Source organism: Phenylobacterium sp., assembly GCF_046590535.1.
GTDB lineage: Bacteria > Pseudomonadota > Alphaproteobacteria > Caulobacterales > Caulobacteraceae > Phenylobacterium.
Window position 1 is genome coordinate 1 of record NZ_JBKJTG010000131.1, and the last position, 21,353, is coordinate 21,353.

22 protein-coding genes are annotated in these 21,353 nt (G+C 69.2%); 12 read left to right on the forward strand and 10 right to left on the reverse strand.

What is annotated here, in order from left to right; translation table 11 throughout:
• A partial coding sequence (locus ACLL81_RS07900; protein WP_411287801.1) for a peptide ABC transporter substrate-binding protein occupies positions 1–1,622 on the reverse strand: 1,622 nt, incomplete at its 3' end.
• 56 nt (positions 1,623–1,678) lie between these two features.
• Between ACLL81_RS07900 and ACLL81_RS07905 the strand changes: the two genes are divergently transcribed.
• Positions 1,679–2,176 carry a hypothetical protein gene (locus ACLL81_RS07905; protein ID WP_411287802.1) on the forward strand — a complete coding sequence of 166 codons (498 nt, stop codon included), beginning with the start codon at positions 1,679–1,681 and terminating at the stop codon, positions 2,174–2,176.
• Here the strand turns inward: ACLL81_RS07905 and ACLL81_RS07910 are convergent, their stop codons facing one another.
• From ACLL81_RS07910 to oppB, 3 genes are read right to left on the reverse strand one after another with little or no spacing between them, the layout of a single operon-like run.
• A complete protein-coding gene (locus ACLL81_RS07910; protein WP_411287803.1) occupies positions 2,177–3,346 on the reverse strand; it encodes an aspartyl/asparaginyl beta-hydroxylase domain-containing protein in 1,170 nt (389 codons plus the stop codon).
• A gap of 2 nt (positions 3,347–3,348) precedes the next feature.
• Complete coding sequence (locus ACLL81_RS07915; RefSeq protein ID WP_411287804.1) at positions 3,349–4,257, reverse strand: ABC transporter permease; 909 nt, start codon at positions 4,255–4,257, stop codon at positions 3,349–3,351.
• The gene (gene oppB / locus ACLL81_RS07920; protein WP_411287805.1) at positions 4,254–5,177 is read right to left on the reverse strand and encodes an oligopeptide ABC transporter permease OppB; all 924 of its coding nucleotides are present in this window, start codon (positions 5,175–5,177) and stop codon (positions 4,254–4,256) included. Before oppB ends, ACLL81_RS07915 begins: the two co-directional genes overlap by 4 nt.
• 113 nt (positions 5,178–5,290) lie before the next feature.
• Here oppB and ACLL81_RS07925 point away from each other — a divergent pair, with 113 nt between their 5' ends.
• The 4 genes from ACLL81_RS07925 to ACLL81_RS07940 are packed head-to-tail and all read left to right on the forward strand — an operon-like array spanning position 5,291 to position 7,412.
• On the forward strand, positions 5,291–5,701 hold the full coding sequence (locus ACLL81_RS07925; protein WP_411287806.1) for a TIGR01244 family sulfur transferase: 411 nt from the start codon (positions 5,291–5,293) through the stop codon (positions 5,699–5,701).
• Positions 5,698–6,594, forward strand: coding sequence for an MBL fold metallo-hydrolase (locus ACLL81_RS07930; RefSeq protein WP_411287807.1), 897 nt, complete (start codon positions 5,698–5,700; stop codon positions 6,592–6,594). The genes ACLL81_RS07925 and ACLL81_RS07930 overlap by 4 nt, the downstream gene beginning before the upstream one ends.
• Before the next feature lie 45 nt (positions 6,595–6,639).
• Positions 6,640–6,933 (forward strand): type II toxin-antitoxin system Phd/YefM family antitoxin, encoded by a 294-nt coding sequence (locus tag ACLL81_RS07935; RefSeq protein ID WP_411287808.1) that lies wholly within the window; start codon positions 6,640–6,642, stop codon positions 6,931–6,933.
• A complete protein-coding gene (locus tag ACLL81_RS07940) occupies positions 6,930–7,412 on the forward strand; it encodes a type II toxin-antitoxin system VapC family toxin (protein ID WP_411287809.1) in 483 nt (160 codons plus the stop codon). Before ACLL81_RS07935 ends, ACLL81_RS07940 begins: the two co-directional genes overlap by 4 nt.
• Before the next feature lie 12 nt (positions 7,413–7,424).
• On the opposite strand, the gene ACLL81_RS07945 is transcribed toward ACLL81_RS07940, so the two are convergent.
• The 3 genes from ACLL81_RS07945 to pdxH form a co-directional block, all read right to left on the reverse strand.
• Entirely contained in the window at positions 7,425–9,071 is a 1,647-nt protein-coding gene (locus ACLL81_RS07945) for a long-chain-fatty-acid--CoA ligase (protein WP_411287810.1), read from the reverse strand.
• 74 nt (positions 9,072–9,145) lie between these two features.
• Positions 9,146–10,630 (reverse strand): AAA family ATPase, encoded by a 1,485-nt coding sequence (locus tag ACLL81_RS07950; RefSeq protein ID WP_411287811.1) that lies wholly within the window; start codon positions 10,628–10,630, stop codon positions 9,146–9,148.
• The gene (gene pdxH / locus ACLL81_RS07955; protein ID WP_411287812.1) at positions 10,627–11,292 is read right to left on the reverse strand and encodes a pyridoxamine 5'-phosphate oxidase; all 666 of its coding nucleotides are present in this window, start codon (positions 11,290–11,292) and stop codon (positions 10,627–10,629) included. The genes ACLL81_RS07950 and pdxH overlap by 4 nt, the downstream gene beginning before the upstream one ends.
• An 80-nt stretch (positions 11,293–11,372) precedes the next feature.
• Here pdxH and ACLL81_RS07960 point away from each other — a divergent pair, with 80 nt between their 5' ends.
• The 4 genes from ACLL81_RS07960 to ACLL81_RS07975 all read left to right on the forward strand — a co-directional run bounded on the left by ACLL81_RS07960 (position 11,373) and on the right by ACLL81_RS07975 (position 14,185).
• Positions 11,373–12,074: a DnaJ domain-containing protein gene (locus tag ACLL81_RS07960; protein ID WP_411287813.1), complete on the forward strand. Its 702-nt coding sequence runs from the start codon at positions 11,373–11,375 to the stop codon at positions 12,072–12,074.
• 13 nt (positions 12,075–12,087) lie between these two features.
• Positions 12,088–13,209, forward strand: coding sequence for a chorismate synthase (gene aroC / locus ACLL81_RS07965; protein WP_411287814.1), 1,122 nt, complete (start codon positions 12,088–12,090; stop codon positions 13,207–13,209).
• Between the two features lie 197 nt (positions 13,210–13,406).
• Positions 13,407–13,904, forward strand: coding sequence for a response regulator (locus ACLL81_RS07970; RefSeq protein ID WP_411287815.1), 498 nt, complete (start codon positions 13,407–13,409; stop codon positions 13,902–13,904).
• 80 nt (positions 13,905–13,984) lie between these two features.
• Positions 13,985–14,185, forward strand: coding sequence for an NF038104 family lipoprotein (locus ACLL81_RS07975; RefSeq protein WP_411287816.1), 201 nt, complete (start codon positions 13,985–13,987; stop codon positions 14,183–14,185).
• An 82-nt stretch (positions 14,186–14,267) separates the two neighbouring features.
• Here the strand turns inward: ACLL81_RS07975 and ACLL81_RS07980 are convergent, their stop codons facing one another.
• From ACLL81_RS07980 to queC, 3 genes are all read right to left on the reverse strand, one after another.
• A complete protein-coding gene (locus ACLL81_RS07980) occupies positions 14,268–14,639 on the reverse strand; it encodes a 6-pyruvoyl trahydropterin synthase family protein (RefSeq protein WP_411287817.1) in 372 nt (123 codons plus the stop codon).
• 150 nt (positions 14,640–14,789) lie between these two features.
• On the reverse strand, positions 14,790–15,422 hold the full coding sequence (gene queE, locus ACLL81_RS07985; RefSeq protein ID WP_411287818.1) for a 7-carboxy-7-deazaguanine synthase: 633 nt from the start codon (positions 15,420–15,422) through the stop codon (positions 14,790–14,792).
• Positions 15,419–16,141 carry a 7-cyano-7-deazaguanine synthase QueC gene (gene queC / locus ACLL81_RS07990; protein ID WP_411287819.1) on the reverse strand — a complete coding sequence of 241 codons (723 nt, stop codon included), beginning with the start codon at positions 16,139–16,141 and terminating at the stop codon, positions 15,419–15,421. Before queC ends, queE begins: the two co-directional genes overlap by 4 nt.
• Before the next feature lie 381 nt (positions 16,142–16,522).
• On the opposite strand from queC, the gene ACLL81_RS07995 reads away from it, so the two are divergent.
• From ACLL81_RS07995 to ACLL81_RS08005, 3 genes are all read left to right on the forward strand, one after another.
• Positions 16,523–19,066, forward strand: a complete 2,544-nt coding sequence (locus tag ACLL81_RS07995; protein ID WP_411287820.1) for a TonB-dependent receptor — start codon at positions 16,523–16,525, stop codon at positions 19,064–19,066.
• A gap of 225 nt (positions 19,067–19,291) precedes the next feature.
• Positions 19,292–20,407: a response regulator gene (locus ACLL81_RS08000; protein ID WP_411287821.1), complete on the forward strand. Its 1,116-nt coding sequence runs from the start codon at positions 19,292–19,294 to the stop codon at positions 20,405–20,407.
• A gap of 105 nt (positions 20,408–20,512) precedes the next feature.
• Positions 20,513–21,319 (forward strand): chorismate mutase, encoded by an 807-nt coding sequence (locus ACLL81_RS08005; protein WP_411287822.1) that lies wholly within the window; start codon positions 20,513–20,515, stop codon positions 21,317–21,319.
• Positions 21,320–21,353 lie beyond the last annotated feature (34 nt).

The window sequence follows — 21,353 nt, forward strand, 5'->3', positions numbered from 1 at the left end:
AGGTAGCGGGTGCGGTGCTGGTCGACGATGTTGTCGACGAAGCCGGTGATCTTCGGGCTCACCAGGTTCTTGTTCACGTAATAATAGGTGGTCGCCACCGCGGCGTCCTCGAGCATCAGGGTTTCTGCCTGGGCCAGGAAGCCGGCGCGGATCTTGGCGTCAGGCTCGTTGTCGGCCTTGGCCAGCAGGGCGTCGTAGGCCGGGTTGTTGTAGTCGCCATAGTTCTGCGGGCCGGTGGCCGACTGCATCAGATAGAGGAAGCTCATCGCGTCGTTGTAGTCGGCGACCCAGGCGGCGTCGGCCACCTGGAAGTCACGGCTGCGATAGGACGCATAGGCGATCTGGGTCTCGTTCTGCGCCAGGCGCGCATCGACGCCGATCTGCTTCCAGTCGGCCTGGATGGCTGGCATCACCAGGGTCGGGTCGGGCGTGTTGCGGTGCTTGATCTCCACCACCAGCGGCTTTTTGGGTCCGTAACCCGCCTGCGCCAGCAGGCGCCTGGCCTCGGCCTGGCGGCGCTCCAGGGTCCAGCTGGCCCAGTAGGGCGGCTTGGCGGCCTGGTAGTTGGCCACCCCCGGCGGGGTGAAGGTGTAGGCGGGTTGCTGGCCGCCGCGCAGCAGCTTCTGGGTGATGAACTCGCGGTCGATGGACATGGAGAGCGCGCGGCGCACCCGCACGTCCTTGAACTGGGGGACATTGGAATTGAACGCCAGATAGGCCACGCCCAGGTAGGTGTTGGTGTGGACGTAGTCCGGGATCTCTTTGCGCAGGAAGGCGATGCGGTTGGACTGGATGTCGGCGTTCAGGTCCAGTTCGCCGCGGCGGACGCGGCGCTCGGCGCTGATCGCGTCGTTGGTGGGGTAGTAGTAGACCTCATCGACGCAGACGCTCTTGGCGTCGAAGAACCGCGGGTTCTTCACGGCGCGAACGTGGTCGCCCAGCTTCCAGGATTTCACCGTGAAGGGGCCGTTGCCGACATAGCGGTCGGGCCGGCTCCAGCCGTCGCCCCACTTGTCCACCATGTGCTTGGGCACAGGGTACATGGTGTAGTGCTTGGCGACTTCCGGCAGGTAGGGCGCGGGGTGGCCGAGCGTCAGCTCGAGCACCTTGGGCGACAGCGCGCGGACGGCGAGCGTTTCCAGACCCGCCTTGCCCTCGTTCACCGCCTGCGCGCCCTTGATGAAATAGAGGATCGAGGCGTATTCCGACGCCGACTTGGGATCGAGGATGCGGCGCAAGGAGAAGACGAAGTCGTCGGCGGTCACCGGCACGCCGTCCGACCAGGTCGCGTCGCGCAGGTAGAAGCGCCAGGTGAGGCCGTCGGCGGAGGTTTCCCACCGCTCGGCCATGCCGGGCAGCGGCGCCCCGTCCGGGCCCGACTGGGTCAGGCCCATGATCGAATCGGAGATGATCCGGTCTTCCCAGGTGCCGTTGGCCTTGTGCGGGTCCAGGGAAATCGGCTCCGAGCCGTTGCCCAGGTGGAGACAAACCTTGCCTGCCGGGCAATCCGGGCGGGCGGGCGCCTGGGGGCCGCAGGCCTGGACCGCGAAGGCCGCGGCGCCGAGGATCAGGAGATTGCGGGTTGCGCGGCGGGCCGCTTCAAAAGCTGTTCGCAAGGACATGGGGCCGACCAATGACAATTCCTGAGGCGCGGGCAAGTCTGGTCGCTGGTATTTTTGTGGCTGCCCTCGTCTGCGCCCCTGTGTCGAGCGCCCAGCCGAAGCCCGCGGAACGCGCCGCGGCCCTGCAGAAACTCACCGATTGCCGCAGGCTGAGCGACGGCGCCGCCCGGCTGGCCTGCTACGACGAGGCCGCCGCGGGCATCGACCAGGCCGAGGCCAAGGGCGACATCGTGGTGGTGGACCGCGAGCAGGCCCGCAAGGTCCGCCGCCAGGGATTCGGCTTCAACCTGCCGTCAATGGCCATCTTCGAGCGCGGCGAGAAGCAGGAGGACGTCGAGAATGCCGCCGGCAAGATCGCCGCCTTCCGCGTCGACGGCGCAGGCAAGTGGATCCTCCGGCTGGACGACGGCGCCACCTGGGCGCAGGTCGACGCCAACGAACTGCACCGGACGCCGAAGATCGGCATGCCGGTCCGCATCCGGCGCGCCGCCATGGGCAGCTATCTGCTGAGCATCGACGGCCAGCGCGCCTTCCGCGCCAACCGCACGGAGTAGTCAGCCGGCGTAGAAGTCGTTGCGGGCGGTCATCAGGGCGGCGACCAGGTCGCGCTCGCCGGGCTCCAGCAGCGGGTTCCAGACATCGAAGATCAGGATGATCCGGGTCTGGTCGGCGTCGTTCCACGCCTCGTGCTCCATGGTGTCGTCGAACACCCAGGCCTCGCCCATCCGCCACGCCTGAGTCTCGCCACCCACGCGGAAGCGCGCGGGGCCGGGCAGGACCAGCGGCAGGTGGACGATCAGGCGGGTATTGGTGGAGCCGGTGTGCGGCGGGATGGCGGTGTGGGCGTCGAGGGCCGAGAACATGGCGGTGGGGGCGAAACCCGGCAGGCGGGCCATGGGCAGGCCCTCCAGCAGGGCCGCGGTGCGCGGGCAGCGGGCGCAGGCGTCGCTCTGCCGCTCGCCGTCCTTCCACAGGAAGTAGCTGCTCCAGCGGGCGGAGTGGTTCAGCTCGCCCCACTGGTTCACCGGGGCCTCAGGCGGAAAGGCGATGTAGGGGGCGAAGTCAGCCTGGCCCAGCGCCAGCACGCCTTCCAGCTCACCGCGGATCACGTCGCTGGACGCCTCCAGCTCGGCGAGCCAGGGGAACAGGGCCCGTTCGTGGAAGGGAATGGCCGGCAGCCGCGGGTAGTGGAGGAGCAGGGGCTGCTGCACATAGACCCGGCGGGTTCCGGCATAGACGCCCAGGGCCTCGTCGAAGCGGGCCTGGGCCGCGGCGCCGCCGGCCGCCTCCATCGCTCCGACCCGATGGCGGAGATAGGCTTCGAGCTCGGCCTGCACGCCGGCCACCACCTGGTGGGCGCGCGCGGTGGGGGCAGCGAGATTGGCCGGCAGGTTTTCCGGGGTGGGCGCAAGCTTCAGGGCGTTCTCATAGACCTTGGCCGCGGCGCGGGAACCGGACATGCGCTCCACCACCGCCCCCTTCGAGAGCAGCGCCAGGAAGTTGTAGGGATCGAGGGCCAGGGCCTCGTCGAGGGCGGCCAGGGCCTGGGCCCATTCGCGGCCGGTGCGGTGGATCAGCGCCTTCTGCAGGCGGAGCGCCGGGTCGGCGGCATCGGCCGCCTGCGCCTGGGCGATCAGGGCCAGGGCCTCGGCGCGGTCGCCGCGGGCCAGGGCCTCCCCCGAGCGGGCCAGGAGGTCCGCCGCCGCCGGCGCGCCCTCCGACATGCTCAGCGGTCCTTGGGATCTATGGCGTCCCTCAGGCCGTCGCCGATGAAGTTGAAGCTCATCAGGGTGATGACCATCATCAGGGACGGGAAGATCAGCAGCCAGGGCGCCAGCTCCATGTCCTGGGCGCCATTGGCGATCAGGGTGCCCAGGGACGCCATCGGCGGCTGAACGCCCAGGCCCAGGAAGCTCAGGAAGCTCTCCGCCAGGATCACCGCGGGAATGGTCAGGGTCACATAGACCACCACCGGGCCCAGCAGGTTGGGTACGATGTGGCGGAAGATGATGCCGCCCTGGCCGAGACCTGCGGCCCGGGCCGCCTCGACAAACTCCTTGTGCTTCAGGGTCAGGGTCTGGCCGCGGACGATGCGGCTCATGGTCAGCCATTCCACCGCGCCGATGGCCACGAAGATCAGGATGATGTTCGACCCGAAGGTGACCATCAGCAGGATCACGAAGAAGATGAACGGCAGCGAATAGAGGATGTCGACAATGCGCATCATCGCCTCGTCCAGGCGGCCGCCCGCGTAGCCCGCCACCGCGCCCCAGATCACCCCGATGATCAGCGAGACCACCGTGGCCACCAGGCCGATGGCCAGCGACACCCGCAGGCCGATAAGCAGGCGGGCCAGCAGGTCGCGGCCCAGGGAATCGGTCCCGATCAGGTGGCCGTTTTGCAGCGGGCCCAGCCAGACGTCGTTCTTGTTGATCTCGTCATAGGCGTAGGGTGTCAGGTACGGCCCGATGAGGGCGGCCACCACCAGGATGGCCAGAACCACCATGCCGGTGACGGCGGCCTTGTTGCGCAGCAGGCGCCGGCGGGCGTCCTGCCACAGGCTGCGGCCCTGGACGGCCTTTTTCATGGTCTCCGCGCCTCTGCGCGAGCCCGGGGTCAGGATGGTGGCGGTCAAGACAGCCTCACGCGCGGATCGAGCGCCGCGTACAGCAGGTCGGCGATCAGGTTCAGGATCAGGATCAGGGCCGCATAGAAGATCACCATGCCCATGACGACGGTGTAGTCGCGCTGCAGGGCGCTGATGACGAAGAACTTGCCCAGGCCTGGCAGGTTGAAGATCTTTTCCACCACCAGGGAGCCGGTGATCAGGCCGGCGCAGGCCGGGCCCAGGTAGCTGACCAGGGGCAGGATAGCGGCGCGGAGCGCATGCTTGCCGACGATGCGATGCTCCGGCAGGCCCTTGGCGCGGGCGGTGCGCACATAGTTGGAATGCAGCACTTCGATCATACCGGCCCGGGTCAGGCGCGAGATGATGGCGATCTGCGGCAGGGCCAGGACCGTGATCGGGAGAATCATGTTGACCAGCGCCCCGTCGTTCCAGCCGGCGCTTGGCAGCCATCCGAGCTTGGAGGCGAAGGCCAGCACCAGGAGCGGGGCGGTGACGAAGGTGGGGATACAGACCCCCAGGATCGCCACAGTCATCACCGTGTAGTCCACCGTGCGGTTCTGCCGGAGCGCCGCCAGCACCCCAAGGCTCACCCCGACGATGGCGGCGATCAGGATCGCCGACAGGCCAAGCTTCAGGGAGACCGGGTAGTTCTCCTTGAGGATCTGCAGGACCGACTTGTCCTTGTATTTCAGTGAGGGGCCCAGGTCGCCGCGGGTGACGCCCACCAGATAGTCCACGTACTGGGCGCCCAGGGGCTTGTTCATGCCGTACTTGGCCATGACGTTGCGCTCGATCTCGGGCGAGAGCTTGCGGTCCATGTCGAAGGGGCTGCCGGGCGCGGCGCGCATCATGAAGAATGCGACCGTGATGACCAGGAACAGTGTCGGGATCGCCACCAGCAGTCGCCGGCCGATAAAACGGAACATGAGATCGAATGAGCCTTTGGCTTTTGACCTTTTCAGGGCCGGGCGTTGCGAAACTTTCACCCGCCCCCGATGATGTCAACGAAGCGCCGGCCGGGCGCAGGAAACAGGACGACATGACCGAGTTCAGACACGTCACCGACGAGCTCTCCGTGAGCCCGCAAATCAGCGTGGCGCAGGTGGCCGAGGCCGCCCGGCTGGGGTTCCGCACCCTGATCAACAACCGCCCCGACGGCGAGGACCCGACGCAGCCTTCCAGCGCGGAGGTGGCGGCGGCGGCCGAGGCCGCGGGCCTGGCCTATTTCCATATTCCCGTGCGCGGCGGCCCGACGCCGGAGCAGGTGGCGACCACCCAGCAGGTGCTGGACGACGCGCCTGGGCCGGTGCTGGCCTTCTGCCGCTCGGGGACCCGCTCCATCGTCGCCTGGTCGCTGAGCCAAGCGCTGTCCGGCGCGAAACCGCGCGAGGAGTTGGTGAGCCTGGGCAAGCAGGCCGGCTACGACCTTTCCGACGTGCTGCCCAGATGATCCCCTACGTCCGACAGATCGAGTTTGAGTACGGCCGCTGCGACCAGGTCTCGCCGCTGATCCGCCGGGTGGTGGCCAACAATCCCGGCCCCTTCACCTTCACCGGCACCGGCACCTACATCGTCGGCCAAGGCCAGGTGGCGGTGATCGACCCCGGCCCCGACGACCCGGTCCACCTGGAGGCGATCCTGGCGGCGGTGGCGGGGGAGAGCGTCAGCCACATCCTGATCACCCACCACCATGCCGACCATTCCCCCCTGGCCGAACCGCTGAAAGCCCGCACCGGGGCGCCGATCTGGGGCTGCGCGGTGGCGGGCCAGGAAGCCGAGGACACCGGCGAGGTGCGCGTCGAGGCGGGTCACGACCTCGACTTTCGGCCCGACGTCAGCCTGTGCGGCGGCGGCACGGTGGGCGGGCCCGGCTGGACCCTCGAGGCGATCGCCACGCCCGGGCACACCTCCAACCACATCTGCTATGCGCTGGGCGAGGAGAACTGCCTGTTCTCCGGCGACCACATCATGGGCTGGTCGACCACGGTGATCACCCCGCCAGACGGGGACATGACCGACTACATGGCCAGCCTGGACCTGATCCGGGGGCGCGGGTTCGAGACGCTCTGGCCCACCCACGGTCCGCCGATCCGCGACGTCGACGCCTTCATCGGGGCCTACGTCGAGCACCGCCACGGCCGTGCGGCGCAGATCCTGAAGGCGCTGGAAGCCGGTCCAGCCCGGATCCGCGAACTGGTGCCGGCTCTGTACGCCGACGTGGACCCGCGCCTGCACCCGGCGGCGGCGCGCTCGATGCAGGCGGCAATGATCCATCTGGCCCGGCAGGGTCGGATCGCCACGGACGGCGAGCCCGGACCGGAGAGCACCTACCGGCTGGCCTGATCCAGCGTATCGCGCTATATCTGACTATCTAGTCAGGAGAGGGTGATGCCAGACAGGACGATGCTTCCCATCCAGCGGCGCGGCGCGAGACCCGCTAGCTGGAAGCTTGAGGACGCCAAGGCCCGGTTCAGCGAAGTGGTGCGGCGCGCGCGGAGCGACGGCCCTCAGGCCGTGACGGTGCGTGGCCACCGCGCCGTGGTGATCCTCGACGCGGACGACTACGAGCGGTTGGCCGCGCCCGCCGCCAGCCAGCCGCTGGTCGAGTTCCTGGAGAGCCTCCATGCGGCCGGCCTGGACCTGACTCGTGAGTCCGACACCGGACGCCAGGTAGACCTTTGATCGGCTGGCTGCTCGACACCAATGTGGTCGCCGCCCTTTCGGCGCCGACGGGGGCGCCGAGTGTCAAGGCCTGGGCCAGGGCGCAGGACGAGCAGCGGTTCTATCTGAGCGTCCTGACCCTGGCCGAATACGACAAGGGCATCCACCAGCTGGCAGACGACGACCCCATGCGCGCGCATCACGCCGCGACGCGAGACGCCATCGAGGCCCGGTTCGGCGATCGGGTCCTGCCCACGGACGACGCGGTGGTGCGCCGCTGGGGGGCGCTTGCCGGTCGCATCAAGCGCGACACCGGCCATCCGCCGCCGGTGATCGACACGATGCTCGCCGCCACCGCCCTGCAGGCCGGCCTCTACCTCGTGACCCGCAACACCCGCGACGTGCGCCACACCGGCGCGGCGGTCTTCAACCCCTGGGAGGACCAGCCTGCCGACTTCCCGCTGACGCCCAGCGCCGCCGGGCCGCGCTCGCGGGGATGAGAGCCGCGATTCCTACGCGCTGACCGGCGTCTTGGCGGTGGGCAGGACGTAGCCTTCCATCCGCTGGCGGATCAGCTTCTTGTCGATCTTGCCGGTGGCGCCGAGCGGGATGTCGTCCACGAAGACCACGTCGTCGGGCATCCACCACTTGGCGATCTTGCCTTCCAGGAAGGCCAGGAACTCCTCCTTGGTCCCGGTCTGATCGGGCTGCAGCTTGACCAGCAGCAGCGGGCGTTCGTCCCACTTGGGGTGCGCCGCGCCGATCACCGCGGCCAGCGCCGCCTTGGGATGGCCCATGGCGATGTTCTCGATCTCGATGGTGGAGATCCATTCGCCGCCAGACTTGATCACGTCCTTGGCCCGGTCGGTGATCTGCATGTAGCCGTGAGCGTCGATGGTGGCCACGTCACCGGTGTCGAAGAAGCCCTCGGCGTCGAGGATGTCGCCACCCTCCGACTTGAAGTACTCGCCGACCACGAACGGCCCCTTGACCAGGAGCTTGCCGAAGGTCGCCCCGTCGTGAGGCAGGCGCTCACCGGCGTCGTTCTCCAGCTTCAGGTCGATGCCGACCGGCGGCCGGCCCTGCTTCAGGGTGAAGCGCAGCTGCTCTTCGCTGTCCATCCTGGCGATGTCGCCGGTGGGGGTGGCGAGCGTGCCCAGCGGCGAGGTCTCGGTCATGCCCCAGGCATGGGTCACCGAGACGCCGAAGTCGTCGCGGAAGCCGCGGACGATGGCTTCCGGCACCGCCGAGCCGCCGATCACCACCCGCTTCAGCGTGGTGAGCTGGCCCTTGGTCTCACGCAGGTGGGTGAGCAGCATCTGCCAGACGGTGGGTACCGCCGCGGAGAAGGTGACGCCCTCGGTCTCCAGCAGCTCATGCACCGAGGCGCCGTCGAGCTTCTGGCCGGGCATCACCAGCTTCGCGCCGGTGGCTGGGCAGGAAAAGGCCAGGCCCCAGGCGTTGGCGTGGAACATCGGCACCACCGGCAGCACGGTGTCGGTGGCCGACAGCCCCATCACGTCCTTTCCCATGGTCACCAGGGTGTGGAGGAAATTGGAGCGGTGGGAATAGAGCACGCCTTTGGGATTGCCGGTGGTGCCCGACGTGTAGCAGAGCCCCGCGGCGGTATTCTCGTCGAAGCCGCCCCAGGCGCAGTCGGCGCAGTTCTGGTCCACCAGGGTCTCGAAGCAGAGCGCGCCGGGCAGGTTCGCGCCCTGCATGCCGGCCTCGTCGGTCATGACGATGAAATGCTTGACGGTGGGGAGCTTGTCGCGGTGCTCCAGGAGGAACGGCAGGAAGGTCAGGTCGGTGAAGATGATCTGATCTTCGGCATGGTTGATGATGTAGCAGAGCTGGTCGGCGAACAGCCGGGGATTGAGCGTGTGGCAGACCGCGCCAATGCCCATGACGCCGTACCAGGCCTCGATATGGCGCGCGGTGTTCCAGGCCAGCGTCGCCACCCGGTCGCCGGGCTTCACGCCCAGGCCCAGAAGGGCGTTGGAGAGCTTCTTGGCCCGCCCGTGGATCTCAGCGTAGGTGGTCCGGACGATGGGCCCCTCGACGGACCGGCTGACCACTTCGCGGCCGCCGTGCCAGGTCTTGGCGTGGTCCAGGATCCTGTCGACCGTCAACGGCCAACCCTGCATCAGACCCTGCATCTCGATCTCCTCCCAACGGACGTTTTCTGGTTTTCGACAGGCTTAGTGCCAGCCCGGGCTAAGGCAACCCCCGTTCAGGCGGCGTGACCGGCGCTCCAGGCCTCCGCTGACTGCTCCACGGCCCCGGAGGCATTGACCCGCGGCCAGGCGACGGCTGCGTCGAGGCGCGCGACCTGGTCGTGCAGGGTGGGCACGGTGGCGTCCGAGGCGTCGCCGCTGCGCGCCGCGATGCGAGCCTCAAGCACCTCGGTGGGCGCCTCCAGCCAGACCCCATGGAACGGCACGCCGCAGTCGGTCGCCAGCCGCTCGGCCCGGGCGCGCAGGGCGGGGTCGATGAAGGTGGCGTCCAGCACCACCGCGCGGCCGGCCTTGAGCAGCGTGCGGGCGTTCTCGATCAGGGTGTCATAAGACAGGTTGTAGAAGTCCGGCGTGTAGGCCGAGGCGTCCAGGCGGTGATCCGGCGCCACGTTCTTGAGACGCTTCCTCACCTCGTCGGTGCGCAGGACCACGGCGCCCGGCGAGGCCCCCAGCCCCGGCGCGATCAGCCGCGAGAAGCTCGACTTGCCGGCGCCGGAGAGCCCGCCAACGGCGGCGAGCACGGGCGGGGCCGGCGAGAGGTGAGCGATGCCGGCCTCCACGTAAGCCCGGGCCGCCGCGTCGTCGCCGGAGTGGGCCCAGACGTGGGCGCGCACGCCGGCCCGCACCGAGAGCATCAGCGGCAGGGCGGCCAGTCCCTCCCAGATCGCCTCGGGAAAGCTGCGCGAGGCCTCGTCCAGCCAGGCCGAGAGCACCCTCACCGCGGCGTCCCGGCGGTGGCGGAAATCCAGGTCCATCAGCAGGAAGGCCAGATCGTACTGAACGTCCAGGTCGGAGAGCAGATCGTTGAACTCAATGCAGTCAAAGAGGATCGGCTGGCCGGCTTCCACCAGGATGTTCCCCAGGTGCAGGTCGCCGTGGCAGTGGCGGGAGAACCCCTGGGCGGTGCGACGGGCGAGCAACGGCGTCTGGCGGGCCAGCTCGGCCTCGGTGAGCGCGATCAGCGCCTCGACGAGGTCGCCGCCCAGGCGGGGTTTCAGCTCGCGCAGCAACTGTGCGTTGGAGCCGACGGTAAAGGCGAGCGCCGAGAGCCCGCCTTCAGGCCTCAGCGGCGCGCGGGCATGAAAGCCAGCCACCGTGCGGCCCAGCTCATCAGCCAGGGCCCCGTCGATGGCCCAGGGCTTGGCGGACAGCACCGCGTCGTCGGCGAAACGGCGCATCTCCAGGGCGTGCTCGACCACCGGGCCGGGGCCGTCCAGTTCGAAGCCTGTGGCGGTGCGGGTCACCCGGCGGACCGCCCGATAGATGTCCGAGGCCGCGGCCCGGTTGAACGCCAATTCCCGCTCCAAGGCCCAGAGCCGGCGCTCCGGCGTGGAGTAGTCGACGTAGCCGAGATCCACGTGACGCTTGAGCTTGAAGGCGGTGTCCCCGGCCAGGAACACCCGGGCGCAGGCGGTCTCGATGGCGCGTTCAGAGCGCGCCTGGAACCAGGCGGTGATCTCGGCCTCGCTGGCCGCGCTCAAGGAAACAGCCGGCTGGTGGTCCAGCCGCCTGGCGCCCGGTCAAAGGCCAGCCGCTCGTGCAGGCGGAACGGGCGATCGCGCCAGAATTCCAGGCTCTGCGGCGCCAGGCGGTACCCCGACCAGTGCGGCGGGCGGGCGACCTTGCCCAGGCCAAAGCGCAGGCCGGTCTCGGCGATGCGCTTCTCCAGCGCCAGGCGCTCGGGCAGCGGTCGCGACTGGTCCGAGGCCCAGGCGCCGATCTGGGCCGGCCGGGCGCGGGTGGCGAAATAGGCGTCGGCCTCGGCGTCGCTGACGGCGGTGACCTCGCCGCGGGCGCGGACCTGGCGGCGCAGCGACTTCCAGTGGAACAGCAGCGCCGCCTGCGGATGGTCTGCAAGCTGGCGGCCCTTGGCGCTTTCCAGGTTGGTGAAGAACACGAAGCCGGTGGAATCGACGCCCTTCAGCAGCACCATGCGCACGTCCGGCACCCCGGAGGCGTCGACGGTGGCCAGGGCCATGGCGTTGGCGTCGTGCGGCTCCTTGGCCACCGCCTCCTGGAACCAGCCGTCGAACAGCAAGAAGGGGTCGGTCTCGCTGAGGAGAGCCGGCGGCTCGGCGGCGGTCACCTGGCGGACATAGTCGTCCTCGCTGGGCGAAGGCGGAATGGCGGTCTTGTCGCTCATCGGGACGATATAGCGCGGGGGCGGCGCGCTCCGCGAGGCTTAACGCGGCATTGACCGTGCGCGGCCTAGACGTGGAGGCGATGTCTGACGTCCGGATCGAGATGACGCTGACGCAGGCGCGTGAGGTGCTGGGCGTCGGGCCGCTGGCCAGCCCCGGCGAGGTGCGCCGCGCGTTCCGGGCGGCTGCCAAGCAGGCTCACCCCGACCGCGCCGGCGACGAGGCGCGGTTCCGCCAGGTGGTGCAGGCCTATCACCGGCTGCGGGCCGCCCGGCCCAGCGCCGACCGCATCATCCAGCCGCCCGCCGCCACCACCCCGGCCCAGCCGGGCGACCGCCTGGTGATCAGCCCGCAGGTCGCGCTCCTGGGCGGGGCGGCCGACCATCTGCTGGCCAACGGCCGCCGCGTCCGCATCGCCTTGCCCGCCGGCCTGCGCCCCGGCGACCGGGTCCGCGCCGGTGCAGCCGAACTGACCGTCGCCGTCCGCGGGGATGCGACGATCATGGTGCGCGGCGACGACCTTTGGGTCACCGTCGCGGTGGCCCGGCGAACCCTGGACGACGGCGGGCGGGTGGCGCTGGAGACCCCGCTGGGCCGTCGGATCGTCTGGATCACCCGCAAGGCCGGCGCCCGCGGCCTGGTGCGGCTGGTGGGCCAGGGCCTTCCGGCGCGAGGCCGCCACGGGCAGGGCCACCTGTTTCTGAGGCTCTCCCCCCAGCCCGGCGCCGCCGACAGCGCCGCCCGCACCCTGCTGCGCCGCTTCGCCGCGGCCTGGGCGGCGTGATAGAAACCCCGCCATGTCGCACAACAGCTTCGGCCACCTGTTCCGCGTGACCACCTGGGGCGAGAGCCACGGGCCAGCGCTGGGCTGCGTGGTGGACGGCTGCCCCCCCGGCATTCCGCTCACCGAAGCCGACATCCAGCATTGGCTGGAAAAGCGTCGGCCTGGCCAGGGCAAGTTTGTCACCCAGCGGCAGGAACCGGACACGGTGCGCATTCTGTCCGGAGTGTTCGAGGACGCGCGCACAGGCGGCCAGGTGACCACCGGCACGCCGATCTCCCTGATCATCGAGAACACCGACCAGCGCAGCCGCGACTATTCCGAGATCGCCACGTCGTTCCGACCCGGCCACGCCGACTACGCCTATTTCGCCAAGTATGGCGTGCGCGACTACCGCGGCGGCGGCCGGCAGTCCGCGCGGGAGACCGCGGCCCGCGTCGCGGCCGGCGCCATCGCGCGCAAGGTCCTGGAAGGCGTCAGCTTCCGCGGCGCCGTGGTGCAGATCGGCCCGCACGCCGTGGCCCCCGACCGGATGGACTGGGACCAGACGCTGAACAACCCGTTCTGGTCCCCCGACGCCGACATGGTGGCGGTCTGGGAAGACCACTTGGAGACCATCCGCAAGGCCGGCTCCTCCACCGGGGCGGTGGTGGCGGTGGAGGCGCTGGGCGCCCCGGCCGGCTGGGGCGCGCCGGTCTATGGCAAGCTGGACGCCGAACTGGCCGGCGCCCTGATGTCGATCAACGCCGCCAAGGGGGTGGAGATCGGCGCGGGCTTCGCGGCCGCGGCGCTGTCGGGCGAGGAGAACGCCGACGAGATGCGCGCCAGCAATGACGGCCCCGCCTTCCTGGCCAACAACGCCGGCGGCGTGCTGGGGGGCATCTCCACCGGCCAGCCGATCACCGCGCGGGTGGCCTTTAAGCCGACCTCCTCGATCCTGACGCCCCGCCGCAGTCTGAACGAGGCCGGCGAGGAGATTGAGCTGCGTACCAAGGGCCGTCACGACCCGTGTGTCGGCATCCGCGCCGTGCCGGTGGTGGAGGCGATGGTGGCCTGCGTGCTGGCCGACGCCTTCCTGCGCCACCGCGGCCAGACCGGCGGCGGCGCCTTCCAGCCCGGGGCCGACGGACGACGCTGAGTAGTAGAACTCAGCGCCGTCACACGCGGTGGTTTTATTCTCGCCGAATACTTGCGACTTCCACCTTGCAGAGCGTCGCCGAACGGGATTCTCCATTGACCGGTTCAAGCGCCGAACCGTATTCATCGCCGCGGTCGCCCTGCGGCTAGGCGAACACTTTCTTTGCCCATGCCCTCATCCTGATCATCGGCGGTTGCTTGCGCTACGAACTGCTCAAAATCCTGCTGGTCGACGACAACCACCACATGCGGGTGCTGTTGGGCGAGATTCTGCGCGCCATCGGGGTGAAGGAAATCTTCGAGGCCAGCGATGGCGCCGAAGGCCTGCAGATGATGCGCAACCATCCCATCGACATCGTGATGACCGACCTTTCCATGCAGCCGCTGGACGGCATCGACTTCGTCCGCCTACTGAGGAATTCCCCGGACAGCCCCAACCAGATGGCGCCGGTGATCATGATCACCGGCCACTCCACCATGCAGAGGGTGAATGAGGCCCGTGAGGCCGGCGTCAACGAGTTCCTGGCTAAGCCGCTGACGGCGCGCGGGGTGATCGAGCGGATATCCCAGGTGGTCGAGCACCCCAGGCCCTATATACGGACGGGCGACTACTTTGGCCCCGACCGCCGGCGCCGGGCCGATCCGGCCTATAGCGGGCCGCTGCGCCGCTCCGGCGATCCCAAGCCGCAGCAATAGGCCGCATCGGGCCCGCGGAACTTCGCCATCATTCCGCAATCGTTTTGAGTCATGATCTGGGCGTTCTCGGGGAACAGGCCATGACCATCCAAGCTCTCGCCCTGCGCGGCGCCGTCCTTTGCGCAACCTGCGTGCTGCTCTCCGGATGCCTGGCCGGCATGGTGGTGGGCGCCGCCGTGGGCGTCACCGGCGCTGCGATCGGCGCCACCGCCAAGGGCGCGGGCATGGTGGTGGGCGCGATCATTCCCGACGGCGACAAGGACGAGAAGAAGAAGCGCTAGAGCGCTATTCGCTCCAGTCTTTTGCGTTGTCGCGCTTTCTGACGCCGAACCGGCGGCCACTTCGGGAAAGCGCTCTAGGCGCTCAAGCCACCATCAGCGCGCAGCTTTCGCCCGCGGTGGGGCGCGAGACGACGATGCGCGACAGGCCGGGGAACTGCGGTTTCAGCCGCTCCGCAAAATAGACGCACAGGCGCTCCAGGGTCGGGCTCTCCAGACCGGGCTTCTCGTTGAGCAGACCGTGGTCCAGCTCGCCGGCCACCGCTTTCAGCACCCTGTCGAGGTCGCCGAGGTCCGCCACCCAGCCGACCGGCTCGGCGGCCTCGCCGCGCACGGTGGCCTCCACCCTGAACGAGTGGCCGTGCAGCCTAGTATAGGGTCCGCCCGGCCCGGCCGGCAGGTGGTGGGCCGCGTCGAAGCCGGCGGCCTTGGTGATTTCGAAGATGTTCGGGGTCATGGACTTGGGGGACAGGGCGCGTGGCGCGGGCGTGGCCTGGAGCGTGACAGCCGAAAGTGGATACCGGTTTCGGCGCCCGTCACGCTCTAAACCTTTGAAGATAGACCCTTTTCATCTGGTTCAAGTGATTTCACTTGAACCAGAAAGGGTCTAGGCGATGCCGAGGTATTTGTGGGTCTGGACGCTTAAACGCCAGCGGGGATGGGCAAGGCAATAGGCGATTGCGGCCTGGGTATTCGCGGCGCGGTCGGGACCGTCCATCGGTTGCAGCAGGAAACGCTCGAAGGCGAGGCCCTCGAAGCGCGCCGGATCGACGCCAGTTTGCGGAAATACCAGCTTCAGTTCCTGACCTCGGGTCTGGACCACCGGGGCGTCGGCCTTGGGGCTGACGCAGATCCAGTCGACCCCCTCCGGAACCGGCAGGGTGCCATTGGTCTCCAGGGCCAGAGCGAAGCCGCGGGCGTGTAGCGCCGCGATCAGGGCTGCGTCCACCTGCAGCAGCGGCTCGCCGCCGGTGAGCACCACAAGGCGATTGTCAGGGCCGCCCGTCCAGGCTGCCTCGACGGCGCGGGCGAGGTCGTGAGCTTCGGCGAAACGGCCGCCGCCCGGACCATCCAGTCCCACGAAGTCGGTGTCGCAGAAGGAACAGACGGCGGTGGCGCGGTCCTGCTCGCGGCCCGACCACAGATTGCAGCCGGCGAAGCGGCAGAACACCGCCGGCCGGCCGGCCTGGCCGCCCTCCCCCTGCAGGGTGAGGAAGATCTCCTTGACCGCATAGCTCACGGGCGGATCACCGGGCGGCCCTCGGCGACCCAGCCCTCCCAGCCGCGGGCGCGCAGCTCGCAGGCCGGGCAGTTCCCGCAGCCGTAGCCCCAGGGGTGGCGGTGCGTGCGGTCGCCAAGATAGCAGGTGTGGCTTTCTTCAAGGATCAGGTTGACCAGCGGCTCGCCGCCGAGCCCCTTGGCCAGCGACCAGGTCTGCGCCTTGGTGAGGGGCATCAGCGGGGTCTCGATGACGAAGGCCTGGGCCATCCCGAGGTTCAGCGCGGCGGCCATGGCGTCCAGGGTGTCGCGCCGACAGTCGGGGTAGCCCGAGAAGTCGGTCTCGCACATGCCGCCCACCATCACCGGCAGCCCGCGCCGGTCGGCCAGGGCCGCGGCATAGACGAAGAAGGCCAGGTTGCGGCCCGGCACGAAGGTGGAGGGCAGGCCGCGGGCCGTCATCTCGATCGCGCGGTCGGCGGTGAGCGCGGACTGGGCGACGGCGCCGAAGCCGCGCATCTCCAGCATGTGGTCCTCGCCCAGCCGGGCGGCCCACTCCGGAAAGCCCGCGACCATCGCCGCACGCACTTGCGCGCGGGCCTTCAGCTCCACAGCGTGGCGCTGGCCATAGTCGAAGCCCACGGTCTCTACGTGGCGGTAGCGGTCGAGCGCCCAGGCCAGACAGACGGTGGAGTCCTGCCCGCCCGAAAACAGCACCAGTGCGCCAGCGGTGTCGGTCATGGCGCCCATATGCGCCGCCGCAGGCGGTTCGTGAAGTCCGGCGGTGTTGCGTTGCGGTAGCGCCCCGTCTCATCTTCGGGGAACGACGTTACTTTAGGTCATTGTGACGAATGACGCCGCGTAACTCAGTCTAGTTTTGACGTACCGATGATTTCTCAAAGACAAGATTGCCGCCGAGAAGCTGTCGTTTCAGCCACAGGCGCCGCGAAACCTTCCCCAGAACACTGAATCGGCGCGCCCCGGCGTTGACAGATCAACGATCAGGAATGAGTTTCCCGCCTGTCCGGGGGCCGGCCGCGCCCCGTGATCTGAATTGCATGCGGCGTCTTTGGCGGGACGGGCCACTTAACGAGCTCCGCCTGCCGCTGGGAAGGATTTCAAATGTCCAAGTCTCTCCGCTTGCGGAGCCTGCTCGCCGTGGGCGCTTCGACACTCGCTCTTGGCGCCATCAGCCAGCCCGCTTTCGCCCAGGACGGGCCGATGATCGAGGAACTGGTGGTCACCGCCGAGAAGCGCGAGCAGTCCCTGCAGGACGTGCCGGTGGCCGTCACCGCCTACACCAGCGAGCGCCGCGACCTCCTGGGCGTGGCCACCGTCGAGGATGTGGCGCGGATCACCCCCAGCCTCAGCTACACCAACAACGACCGCCTCTCGATCCGCGGCTTCGGGCGACTGACCAACGCCATCGGCACCGACCCGTCGGTGGCGCTCTATTCGGACGGCATCTTCTCCAATTCCATGGCCGACGCGTCGACGCCGTCGCTGTTCATCGAGCGGACGGAAATCCTTCGCGGGCCGCAGGGCACGCTCTATGGCCGCAACTCTATCGGCGGGGCGCTGAACATCATCGCCAAGCGCCCAAGCGACGAGTTCAACGGCGAAGTGCGTGGCGTGCTGGGCAACTACGGCGTCTATCGCGCCGACGCCCTCGTGCGGGGCCCGATCACCGAGGGCCTGCGGTTCCTGCTGGGCGGCTCGGTTGAGCGGCGCGAGGAAGGCTTCATCAACAACATCGGGCCGGCCGGCGACACCGGCGCGGTCAAGCGCTACATGGTCGAGGCCCAGCTTGAGGCCGACCTGGGCGAGAACATCGTTGCGCGCCTGCGCGCCTCCACCTTCGACTGGGATGACAGCTACGGGGTCGGCAACGTCTTCGAGGCGGTGATCTCGCCCTTTGACACCACCGCCCTGGTGGGCCTGGGCAACCCGGCGCTCTACTACAACGCAACCCTGGGCTACGCGGGGGTCAACCCGGCCATCGCCGACCCCTACGAAATCAACACCAACCGCACCAACTACGGCAAGCTGTCGAACCACCGGCGCATCCACGCCGACGTCACCTGGGATCTGGGCGGCGCGACTCTGAAGTACCTGGGCGGCTTCCAGAGCTACACCTACGACACGGGCGGCGACCAGGACGGCACCCCGCGCGTCGGCAATTTCAGCGTCGCCGCCGCCACCCCGTTCGGCCCCTACACAGCGGCCAACGTCTCGCCTGACCAGCAGTTCTTCTACCAGGAGCGCCAGAAGTGGTGGTCCAACGAACTGAACCTGTCGTCCAACTCCGACGGCCCGCTGCAGTGGATCGCGGGGGTCTATCAGTACCACCAGATCTATGACCAGCCGCAGGGCCTGCGGGTGATCGGCGACCCGTCGGTGCAGAACCCGATCAACCTGGCCACCGGCGGCTTGGCGGCGCCCAACCCGCTGGGCGACTACCTGAAGGTCGACGGCCACCTGGAGGTGGATTCCTATGCCGCCTTCGGCCAGATCGACTGGCAGTTCACCGAGACCTGGAAGCTGACGGCGGGCCTGCGCTACTCCAAGGACGAGAAAGAGGGCACGGACTTCGCCCGCTACGTCTCGCGCACGCCCACGACCACGACGGTATTGCGCGCCGGCGGCGTGCCGGCGGCCGTGGCGCCGGGCTTGGCGGTGGACTTCACCACCTTCGTGGTCTGCGGCGGCCCGACCATCGCCACCTGCCTGGCCAACCCGCTCTATTCCAACCTGCGCCAGCTGCCGACCGGCGGGCTGGAGCGGGACCTGTCCGGATCGTGGGACGCCTGGACCGGAACCCTCGGCGTGCAATGGGAGCCGGACGCCGACACCAACGGCTACCTGCGCTACAGCCGTGGCTACAAGTCGGGGGGCTGGCTGGCCTCCAACGGCCTGACTCCGTTCCCCTATGCGGAGCCGGAATACGTCGACAGCTATGAGCTCGGCCTGAAGAAGACCATCGGCGGCCGCCTGCAGGTCAATAGTGCGCTGTTCTATTCGGACTACGCCGGCTTCCAGACCCCGCTGACCGTGGTGCTGAACTCGACCACCGGCTCGACCGGCGCGCAGTTCCTGAACCTGGAGGCGCGCGTCTATGGCCTGGAGGTCGAGGCTCAGTGGTCGCCAATCGACAACCTGCAGATCCTGGCCAGCTACGCCTACCTGAACACCGAGATCACGGAAGGCTGCTGCTTCGTCGACACCGCCGACCCGCGCGCCCTGCAGCCGGGCTCCCGGCCCACCGGCGTGACCCTGCCCAACGGCAGCCGGCCGCAGACCCTGGTCGGCAACAACCTGCCGCTGACGCCGGAGCACAAGGCGACGGTGGCCGCCAACTACACCTGGCGGTTCAACCCCGGCAGCTTCACCCTGGGGGCCACCTGGACCCACACCGAGGACCAGCAAACCACGATCTGGGCCCAGCCCGGCTTCACCTCGCCGGCCAACGACATCGTCGACGCCCGGGCCCTGTGGAAGGACGCCGACAACCGCTACACGCTGATCGCCTTCGTGAAGAACGCCTTCGATGAGGTCGCCTACCAGAGTTCGTCGGTCTCGACGCCCTCGCCGCAGGTCGGCAACCGGCAGACGGTGAAGCTCAACTTCCCGCGGACCTATGGCGTGGAGCTGCAGTACCGCTTCTAGATCGGCGTTCCCTAGCGGCATTCAGGGCGGCGGGGCGACCCGCCGCCCTTTCTCATGTCCGCGAACCGGGGCGCCGGGGCCTTGGCTGGCCAGGCGCTGACGGATCGCGACACAAGCGACGAATTTGGCGAGAGGCCGAAAGCACATCCTTACGTTGCAGGCTTAACTTCTGGGCAAGCGGTTGGCCTCATTATAACCCACAGATTTCGTTGCTTTTGGCGGCCCATGTCCCTGCCCGAGTTCTTCCTCGACCGAGTCACCGCCGATATCCGTCAACAGATGGACGGGGTGCTGGCGCTGACCGAGCAGTTGGCGCGCCAGCGGCTGACGTCGGACGCCCAGGCCTGCGTCACTGGCGTGACCGAAGCCGCCCTGGGCGTGCGGCGCATGCTGGACAGCGCCCTCGACCTCAAGGCGGTAGGCGCCGAGGGCCCGAAGCTGGACGCCGCACCCGTTCGGCTGCGCGAGCTGATGGACGCAATCCAGGAGCGCTGGCAGGGCCGCGCCGCCCAGGCCGGCGTCACCTTGCTGGTTTCCTATGACGGAGCGCCGGACGCCGCCGTGGTCAGTGACCGCGCGCGCCTGGCCCAGATGTTCGACGGCTTCGTCGGCGACGCACTGGCCGGGATCAGCCGCGGCGCCATGGAAGTCAGCCTTAAGGTCAGCGCCTGCCCTGTGGGGTTGGCGTTGCAGGGGCGGGTGCGCGGACCGCGCGACCCGGCGTGGGACAAACAGGACTTGGAGGCCCGGGTCCGCGGCGTCGAGGCCCGCTTCGGCCTGGAGGTGGCGCTGGGGGTCCTGCTGGCCCGCCGGGTCATCACCGCCATGAGCGGCAGTGTGAGGCAGGAGACCAGCGCCAACGCCGCGGAGACGGTGGTGTTCGACGTTCAGTTGCCAGCTCTGATCGCTACGCCCGAGACGCACGAGACCGCCGCCGCGCGCACCGCGCACGTTCTGGTGGTCGATGACAACGCCACCAACCGCATGGTCGCCCAGGCCCTGGTGGAGATGTTCGACTGCACCAGCGAGGCGGCGCAGGACGGCCTGGAGGCGGTCGACGCCGCGCGCTCCGGCCGCTTCGACCTGATCCTGATGGACATCAAGATGCCGCGCATGGACGGGGTGAGCGCCGCCCGCGCCATCCGCGCCCTGCCCGGTCGGATCGGCGCGACCCCGATCATCGCGCTCACCGCCAACGCCGATCCCGACGACGCCGCCGGCTACCTGGCGGCCGGCATGAACGGGGTGGTGGAGAAACCCATGAAGCCGGAACACCTGCTGCGCGCCCTGCAGGCGGCGCTGGCCGAACCTGGCGCCGCGACCGCCGCCGCGGCTGCGTGAGGGCCGCGCGCGCTCGTAACGACTGCAACTTTATTGCGGCGATCGCACCTATTGCACCCATCGCCGCAATGACTTAGGTCGCGAACCTTCGTTTCGGGGGGAAATATGGCGCAGGCCAGCATCGGAGCGGCCCCGCCCTCCCTGGACGCGGTCCGCCAGCGCATCGACGCCATCGACGCCGAACTCCTGCCCTTGCTGGACGAGCGCGCCGCGCTGGCCCGCGCGGTGGCGGAGGCCAAGGCCGCCGCCGGCGATGCGGGCAGGTTCGGCCTGCGCCCGGCCCGCGAGGCCCAGGTCCTGCGCCGCTTGCTGGCCATGCCGCGGACCGGCGCGACCCCGGCGCTGGTGGTCCGGGTCTGGCGCGAGCTGATCGCCGAGAGCCTCAGTCTGCAAGGCCCTTTCCACCTGGCCGTCTGGGGCGGGCGCGACCCCGGCCGGACGGTGGAGCTGGCGCGCCTGCGCTTCGGCGCCGCCCCGCCGTTGCGCCAGGTGGGCAAGCCCGAGGACGCCCTTGCCGCGGCCCGCACCCAAGGCGGCGTCGCCGTCGCGGCCCTTACCCCCGACAGCGCCTGGTGGGGGCGGTTGCTGGCCGAACCGAAGCTGAAGGTGTTCGCCGCCCTGCCCTGCCTTGCCGCCTGGGGGCCGTTGTCGGCGCTGGCCGTGGGCGAAGTGGCGATGGAGCCCTCCGGCGACGATCGCACATTCTGGGTCACCGACGCCGCTCAGACCGCCGCCACCGTCGAGGAGGCGCTCAGCCGTGACGGTGTGGCCGCCACCCTTGTGACGGAGGCCGGTGGCCTGAAGCTGTTCATGCTGGCTGGCTACTATCAGGCGGACGACGAACGGCTGGCCCGGGCGCCCGGCGGGCTTTCAGGCGTGATCGGGGCTGCGCCCGCGCCCCTGGACGTGTAAGAGGCGGGCCTCAGGCCGCCAGGCTCCATGCCAT